The organism is Archangium sp. (genome assembly GCF_036388035.1).
Taxonomy (GTDB): Bacteria; Myxococcota; Myxococcia; order Myxococcales; family Myxococcaceae; genus Archangium.
Genome location: NZ_DASVSO010000881.1, coordinates 1 through 7430 on the forward strand (window position 1 = coordinate 1; position 7430 = coordinate 7430).

General features: G+C 66.6%; 7 protein-coding genes. 2 read left to right on the forward strand and 5 right to left on the reverse strand.

Annotation, left to right across the window (positions count from 1 at the left end; translation table 11 throughout):
- Positions 1–370 (reverse strand): hypothetical protein (locus VF697_RS36140; RefSeq protein ID WP_331102306.1); only part of this gene is annotated, 370 nt, incomplete at its 3' end.
- 115 nt (positions 371–485) lie between these two features.
- Between VF697_RS36140 and VF697_RS36145 the strand changes: the two genes are divergently transcribed.
- Both VF697_RS36145 and VF697_RS36150 read left to right on the forward strand, forming a co-directional pair.
- Complete coding sequence (locus tag VF697_RS36145) at positions 486–1541, forward strand: tetratricopeptide repeat protein (RefSeq protein ID WP_331102308.1); 1056 nt, start codon at positions 486–488, stop codon at positions 1539–1541.
- A 30-nt stretch (positions 1542–1571) separates the two neighbouring features.
- Positions 1572–2696 (forward strand): FHA domain-containing protein, encoded by a 1125-nt coding sequence (locus tag VF697_RS36150; protein WP_331102309.1) that lies wholly within the window; start codon positions 1572–1574, stop codon positions 2694–2696.
- Positions 2697–2763: 67 nt separating this feature from the next.
- Here VF697_RS36150 and VF697_RS36155 read toward each other — a convergent pair whose 3' ends face one another.
- The 4 genes from VF697_RS36155 to VF697_RS36170 form a co-directional block, all read right to left on the reverse strand.
- Positions 2764–3609, reverse strand: a complete 846-nt coding sequence (locus tag VF697_RS36155; protein ID WP_331102311.1) for a carboxypeptidase-like regulatory domain-containing protein — start codon at positions 3607–3609, stop codon at positions 2764–2766.
- A gap of 119 nt (positions 3610–3728) precedes the next feature.
- Positions 3729–5855 (reverse strand): type III secretion system export apparatus subunit SctV, encoded by a 2127-nt coding sequence (gene sctV, locus VF697_RS36160; protein WP_331102313.1) that lies wholly within the window; start codon positions 5853–5855, stop codon positions 3729–3731.
- Positions 5856–5935: 80 nt separating this feature from the next.
- Positions 5936–6397 (reverse strand): hypothetical protein, encoded by a 462-nt coding sequence (locus tag VF697_RS36165; RefSeq protein ID WP_331102315.1) that lies wholly within the window; start codon positions 6395–6397, stop codon positions 5936–5938.
- A gap of 142 nt (positions 6398–6539) precedes the next feature.
- Positions 6540–7106: a tetratricopeptide repeat protein gene (locus VF697_RS36170; RefSeq protein WP_331102317.1), complete on the reverse strand. Its 567-nt coding sequence runs from the start codon at positions 7104–7106 to the stop codon at positions 6540–6542.
- Positions 7107–7430 lie beyond the last annotated feature (324 nt).

A 7430-nucleotide genomic window follows, 5' to 3' on the forward strand; every position in this document is an offset into this window, starting at 1 on the left:
CGACATAGTTGGAGTCTCCCGCCGGCTTGAAGACGTGCAGGTAGCTCAGGTCCGCGCCGAGGTAGGGGCGGATGGACTCCTCCAGGAAGAGGTAGCGGATGCCGAGCGACGGGGCCAGGCCCACCACCCGCTTGCCGCTGATGGGGTCCGACGGGAAGGCGATCTTCGTGAGCGAGACGACCTCGAAGCCGCTCTCGATGTAGAGGCTGGCGTCGAAGCCGAGGAACACGGTGCTGTTGAGGCTGGCCGTGCCGTTGAAGTTCATATAGCCCGCCGAGAGGCCGAGGCTGTGGTTGGCGAACTGGGCGTGGGCGGGAGCGGCCGCGAAGAGGGCCACCAAGCTGCCGAGGGCGTAGAGAAACGAGCGCATGGCGCCGGACTCTAGCGTCCCCGACGCGGGGGCTAAACCCCTGAAACCGCGAGGCTTCCTCCGGTACGGGGGGCGTTGATCCGGGAGGGGGGCCTCTCCTACACTCCCCCCCGTCATGCCCTCCCTTCGCTCCGCGCTCGTCCTCCCCCTGCTCCTGGCCTCCGGCTGCATCAAGACGCCGCCCCCGTCCGACCGGGCCCTGGTCAACAACGAGCTGTGTGCCCAGCAACTCGCCATCGGAGACCTCAAGCAGGCCGAGGTCTACTGCGACCTGGGCCTCGAGTTCGCCCCGCAGTACGCGGACCTGTGGGTGAACAAGGGCCTCATCGCCATGTACGCCGGCCAGAAGGACGTGGCCAGGAAGCACTTCATCAAGGCCATCCGCTTCAACCAGGAGCACGCGGCCGCCTACATGAACATGGGCAAGCTGTACCTGGACGATAAGGACTACGGGAAGGCGCACGACAGCTTCCAGCGCGCGCTCCAGGTGAACCCGGACTACATCGAGGCCCGGTGGAACCTGGGGCTCACCTACATCAACCTGAAGAAGCTGGAGAAGGCGGAGAAGGAGTTCCTCACCCTGCTGGTCATCAACCCCAACCTCGCCGAGGTCCACCACGGCCTGGGCATCGTCCGCTACCAGCAGGAGCGCAAGGACGAGGCGGCGGAGGAGATGATCAAGGCCGTCCAGCTCGCCCCCAACCTGAACGCGGACTGGTGGAACGACCTGGGCGCGGTGCTGATGGAGCTCGGCCGCTACGAGGAGGCCAAGCAGTCCTTTGGCAGCTGCGTGGCCCTCAACGAGAAGCACCCGAAGTGCCTCCACAACCTGAGCATCGCCCAGCGCAAGGGGGCGCTCACGGACAAGGCGCTCAAGGAGTACCGCGACACGCAGAAGGCGCAGAACGACCCGGGCGCCCTCTTCATGCTGGGCCGCCAGTACAAGGAGAAGGGGCTGGTGTCCGAGGAGACGCGCGCCTACAAGGACTGCCTGAAGCTGGACGGCAAGTTCGCCCCCTGCCACTACGGCCTCTTCCAGGTGTACGCGGACGGCCAGCAGCGCGAGTCGGCCCAGGTGGCCTGCAAGAACTTCCTCAAGTACGGCTCGGTGGAGGAGTTCCCCTCCGAGATGGAGACGTGTGAGAAGTTCCTCAACGCGCAGTCGTACTAACACCCGCCCCCGAATCCCCCCGCCATCGCGATGAGCGTCAGGCTTACCGTCAAGCAGAGCAGTGAGGCCGGTGGCAAGACCACCGAGCACGTCCTGGACGATGCCGTCATCACCCTGGGCCGCGACAAGAGCTGCCAGGTGGTGCTGGCGCAGCAGGCCGTATCGCGCAACCACGCGCGCATCACCCAGGAGGGCAACCTCTTCTTCCTGGAGGACCTGGGCAGTGCCTATGGCACCCAGGTGAACGGCAAGCCGCTGCCCAAGGGGGAGAAGCGGCTGCTGCGCAATGGCGACGTCATCGTCATCGCCCAGTTCGACGTCCGCTTCGACAAGGTGGCGGATCTGCCGCACGACGTGGAGTCGCAGAAGACGTCCTTCGTCGCCCGCAACATGGTGAAGGACGTGATGCGGGGCCTGTCGGGTGGCGAGGAGCGCTACCTCCGGGTGATGAATGGCCCGCGCGAGGGCGAGCGGCTCGAAATCAACGACGCGCAGGAGTTCGTCATCGGTCGGGACGACTCGGCGGACGTCATCTTCCGGGACGATCTCATCTCCCGTCGCCACGTGAAGGTGCGGCGCGACTGGTCCGGCACGCATGTGGAGGACCTGGGCAGCCGCAACGGCATCAAGGTCAACCGCAAGCGGATCAGCCGCAAGACGCTCCGCGACGGCGACGAGCTGGAAGTGGGCGGCGTGCGCTTCGTCTACGTCTGCCCGTCCGAGCACGACGAGCAGCCCGAGAACCTCTCCGGCCTTAGCCCGGCGGTGCCGAGCCCGGAGGAAGAGGTCAGCTCGACGCAGTCCCTGCCGGCGGCGCGCGACCGGACACCGTCCAAGCGCAGCTCCACCTCGATGGACAAGTCCGCGAGTCAGGCGGAGCCGGCGGAGGCCGCGGCGGAGCCCGCCGCCAGCGAGGCCGCCGAGGAGCCCGCGGCGGAGCCCGCCGCCAGCGAGGCCGCCGAGGAGGAGCCCGCCGAGGAGGAGCCGGAGCAGAAGGCCTCGCCGAGGCAGCCCCGGCAGCCGGCCTCCCTCGACGAGCCCGCCGATGATGAGCCGATGGAGAAGGACCCCAAGCGGCTCATCCCGCTGGTGATGCTGGGCGTCATCGGTCTGGCGGCCGTGGGCTTGCTGATCGCCCTGTTCGTGGGCGTCTGAGCCTCAACCCCCGCCCAGGGCTCCTCCCGGCCGCGAACACCCGCCGGGAGGAGGTGCCGTCCCCAACTCAGCGGTTGAGAACGAGGTAGAGGCTGGTGCTGCGCAGGCCGCTCTCGTAGCTGTAGGCGGAGGAGGGCTCGAACGACACCGTCGCCGAGGTCCCCTGCCGGCTGAAGGACCCCACCAGGATCTGCTCCCGGGCCCCGCTCGGCGTGACACGCTCGGCGGTCACCTCGTACACGCCGACGGGGATGTCGAGCGCATAGTAGGTGTCGTTGCCGGAGCGGATCGTGAACGAGCGCGTCAGCGTCTGGCCGGTGCTGCCATCAATGAGCGGGGCGGTCGGCTTGAGGGTGAGGTTCACCGTGTCACCGGCGTCCATGCGCGCGTCGTAGATGCTGCCCGTGCCGTTGAGGGACTCCAGGGTGCCACCGAAGTAACCGGTGGAGCCATCCGCCACGCGGTCCGGGATGCGCCCGGAGAGCTGCCACCGGAAGTTGCGCACCGCCCCCTGCTTGGAGTCGAAGAAGTCGTAGTCGGCGGGGTTGGGCATCCCCATCCGCAGCTTGTAGCTCTTGCCCTGGTAGTTCACATCGGCCCAGGCAATCGCCTTGAAGCCGCCCAGGACGAGCGACGGCGAGACGTAGCGCCCGTTGGCGTCGGTGGTGACGTCGTAATAGCCGAAGTCGTTCTCGATCCGGACCTTGGCGCCCGCGATGGGCCTGCCCTGCGTGTCCTGGACGACGCCCGTCACCTTGCCCGCCTGGACCTCCGTTCCCGTTCCCGTACCAGGTCCCGGACCAGGCTCCGTACCAGGCTCCGTACCAGGGTCATCACCCTCGCAGCCTCCCAGGCACAGGCACGCACCGAGGTGGCTGGCCAGCGCCAGCACCACCAGGAAATCCTTGCGCATCCGCATCTCCTTCTGTCGTGTACCTCACAGCGTGGCTGCTACCTACCATAACGGGCCGACAACCCCGCGAAGGTTCGCGGTGATGTCGGCCCGTGGAGCAACAAAGCGCGGAGGCGGGTTTACCGGATGGAGATACGCGCCACCGGCTGGATGTTGAGGTCCGGAGACAGCTCCTGGAAGCTGACGACGGAGAACGGCGGGTTGAACTCGTACTCCAGCAACTTGCGCACGTAGCGGCGGATGTCCATCGCGGTGAGGATGACGGGCCGCTGGGCGCTGGGCGGCAGGTGGCCGCACTCGGACTTCACCGCCTGGACGATCTCCTGGGCGATGTCCGGCTCCAGCGCCAGGTGGGTGCCCGCCGAGGTGCGCTTGATGGAGCCGCGGATGGCCTCCTCGATCTGCGGATCCAGCAGGTAGACGACCAGGGTGCCGGTGCCGCGCGCGTACTTGTGGGACACGTAGCGCCGCAGGCTGGAGCGCACATGCTCGGTGAGCATCACGTTGTCCGCCTCGACCTGGCCGTACTCGGCCAGCGCCTGGAGGATGCCGCGCAGGTCACGGATGGACATCTCCTCCTCGACCAGACGCCCCAGGATGTCCGTGAGCTTGAGCACGTTGACGACCTTGGGGATGACCTCCTTGACGATGGCGGGGAAGGCCTTCTCGAGCTGGTCGAGCATCGACTGCGTCTCCTGGACGCCGACGAACTCGCGCGCCTGGCGGCGCAGCACGGCCGCCAGGTGGAGGATCATGTAGCCGGGCACGTCCCAGGTGGTGAGACCGGCCGCCTCGAGCATCTCCCGGTTCTGCTCGGGCACCCACGCCGCCGGCTGGCGGGTGGCGGGGTTGACCGCCTCGAAGCCCTGGATGTTCATCAGGCGCAGGCGATCCACCGTGTCGTTGACCAGGACGTGACCGATCGTCGCCTGGCCCGTCACCACGGGGACTTCGTTGATTTGAATCTGGTAGGCGCCGGGAGGCAGGTTGTTGTTGCCGCGCGCACGCACGCCGGGGAAGCGCACGCCCAGCTCCACGAAGAGGCCATCGCGCATGAAGGGGATGAGCTCGAAGAGGAACTTGCCGTTGTCCTGGCGCGAGTCCACGAAGGGCACCAGGGCCTCGGACACCTCGAGCACGATGGGCGTGACGACGGGGATGAAGAGCTCGGAGTCCGGGTTGATGGGCTCCTTGGCCTGCGGCTCGGTGGCCAACGGCGTCTCGCCCTCGGGCGTCTCGCCCGCGGTGAGGCCCGGCTCCTCGCCCGCGGCACCCAGCTTCTCCTTCTGCATCATCTTCCAGGCGCCGTAGCCAGCACCGGCCCCGAGCAGGAAGAAGGGAATCTTGGGCAGACCGGGGATGAGACCCAGGACGAAGAGCATGCCGGCGGCGATGGCGATGGCCTTCGGGTAGGCGGTGAGCTGCGTGCCGATGTCCTTGCCGAGGTGGTTGCCCTCCTCGTCGCCGCCCACGCGCGTCACGATGATACCGGCGCAGGTGGAGATGAGGATGGCGGGGATCATGCCCACCAGACCGTCACCGATGGTGAGCAGCACGTACTTCTCCGCCGCGCTGCCGACGTCCATGCCCTTCTGCATCACGCCGATGACGAGACCACCGACGATGTTGATGACGGTGATGATGATGGAGGCGATGGCGTCACCCTTGACGAACTTCATCGCACCGTCCATGGCGCCGAAGAGCTGGCTCTCGCGCTCCAGGTCTCGGCGCTTGCGCTTGCCCTCCTCCTGGTCCATCGAGCCGGCGCGCATGTCCGCGTCGATGGACATCTGCTTGCCGGGCATGGCGTCCAGGGTGAAGCGCGCGGCCACTTCGGCCACACGCTCGGAGCCCTTGGAGATGACGATGAAGTTGACGATGACGAGGATGACGAAGATGACGAGACCGACGACGAAGTTGCCCTGAACCACGAAGTGGCCGAAGGCCTCGACCACCTCGCCCGGGTCACCCGTGAGCAGGATGAGGCGCGTCGTGGAGATGGTGAGCGCCAACCGGTACATCGTCGTGATGAGCAGCAGCGTCGGGAACACCGACAGCCGCAGCGCCTGCGGGACGTACAGGGAGATGAGCAGCAGCACCACCGAGATGCTGATGTTCAAGGTGAGGAGCACGTCCAGCAGCAGCGTGGGCAGCGGGACGATCATCATTCCGATGATCGCCACCACCACGCAGGCGAGGACGATGTCGGAGTACTTGGTCAGGAAGCTATTGCTCTGGGCTGGCATCGGCGGGGCTCATCCTAATCCGGAGGAGCCCGGAATCCCAAGGCCCGGGGCGGCTTCCCTTGGAAGCACTCCGTGGGGGGCTACTTGAAGAGGCTGGACATCGCCTCTTTGGCCCGCTGCTGGATCTGGCTCATCATCTGATTCAGCCAGTTCTGGTTGAACATCTCCTCGGCCCGGGCCCCGCTCGCGGACTTCTTCAGCTCCTCGCCGAGCTGCTCGGTGGTGGCGTTGGGGTTGTTCTTGACGAACTCGCCCATCCGCTTGAGCACCTCGGCCTTCATGCGACCCGCGGCCTCGGGGGAGTAGCCCGAGTCGTCGACGAGGCTCTTGGCCCAGGCGTCGACCTGCTGGAGCTCCTCGTCCGTGAGGGGCTTCTGCTGGGTGCGCGTGGGCGCGGAAGACTCGAACTCGCTCGCCTGGGAGTGACCCGTGGCCGTGGCCCTCTGCTCCGTGGCCGTGGGGGCCGCGGCCGTGGCGCGCTGGGTGGACTCAGACCTGGTCGAGGGGGGAACGCGGGGACCGCCGACTCCGGAAACGCTCATGAGAAAGGCTCCTTTCCCTCGGATTATCGCGCAACCGCCGCCCGAGTTGCGTGCCCAGGCCCAAGAAAAAGAAAAGTCCCGGCCCCCAGCAACGGGGAACCGGGACAAGGGTGGCGTACCGCGGCGCTCTCGCGCCCCGCCGTTACTTCTTGTTGGCCGACTGGGCCTGGGCAGCCTCGATGGTCTCGAGCGCCGCGGCGGCGAGCAGGCGAGCGCGCATGGACAGCGGGTCCTTGCCCTGGGGGTCCATCTCCACGGCCTTCTTGAAGTCCTGCGCGGCCTCGAGCACCTTGCCCTGGCGCAGGAAGACCTCGCCACGGTTCACGTAGGGGGCCAGGTCCTTCGGCTCCAGCTTGATGGCGCGGTTGAAGTAGGCCTCGGCCTGGGCCAGGTCCTCCTCGGCCAGGTAGATGGCGCCGAGCGCGGTCAGGTAGTAGGGCTCGTTCGGGTCCAGCGTCACGAGACCGTCGAAGATGACCCGGGCCTCCTTGTACTTACCGTTCTCGAACATCTGGAAGCCGTAGGTGGCCATCTCCAGCATCTCGGGAGCGGTGACGTTGGTGAGCTCGGCCAGGGTCATGTGGCCCTGGAGGTACTTCGTCACGCGCTCCTGCGAATAGAGCACCTCGGCATAGGCGGTGCTGTTCGCCTTGTCCTTCTTCTCGTTGAGACCCTTGCTCTGGATCGCGGGCTTCGACTCGTTGGCCATGTGTGCAGGTCCTTCTTGAGCTGGAACTGGCAGTGAGGAGACGGGATGATTTTTTATCGTGGATGGCTCAAACCTGTCCATGGGGGGTGGGAACTCCCCGAAGTCCGAGACCTCCCGCAAAAGCGAAGGGCGGGCCCCCTGAAAGGAGCACCCGCCCTGTTGACATCGCCTGGCGAAACTGACTAGCGGATGTTGCCGATGATGGACTTCTGCGTCTCACCGCGCATCTTGATGACGTTGGAGATCATCTGGACCATTTCCGAGTAGTTCTGCAGCTCGTACTGGGCCTTGAGGCGGGCGGCGTCCTTGGGGTCCAGGCCCTCG

What these genes read in the sequence shown, in the direction of transcription:
- VF697_RS36155 (WP_331102311.1), bottom strand. Translation starts at nt 3,609, where the DNA reads ATGCGCAAGGATTTCCTGGTGGTGCTGGCGCTGGCCAGCCACCTCGGT.
- VF697_RS36165 (WP_331102315.1), bottom strand. Translation starts at nt 6,397, where the DNA reads ATGAGCGTTTCCGGAGTCGGCGGTCCCCGCGTTCCCCCCTCGACCAGG.
- sctV (WP_331102313.1), bottom strand. Translation starts at nt 5,855, where the DNA reads ATGCCAGCCCAGAGCAATAGCTTCCTGACCAAGTACTCCGACATCGTC.
- VF697_RS36170 (WP_331102317.1), bottom strand. Translation starts at nt 7,106, where the DNA reads ATGGCCAACGAGTCGAAGCCCGCGATCCAGAGCAAGGGTCTCAACGAG.
- VF697_RS36150 (WP_331102309.1), top strand. Translation starts at nt 1,572, where the DNA reads ATGAGCGTCAGGCTTACCGTCAAGCAGAGCAGTGAGGCCGGTGGCAAG.
- VF697_RS36145 (WP_331102308.1), top strand. Translation starts at nt 486, where the DNA reads ATGCCCTCCCTTCGCTCCGCGCTCGTCCTCCCCCTGCTCCTGGCCTCC.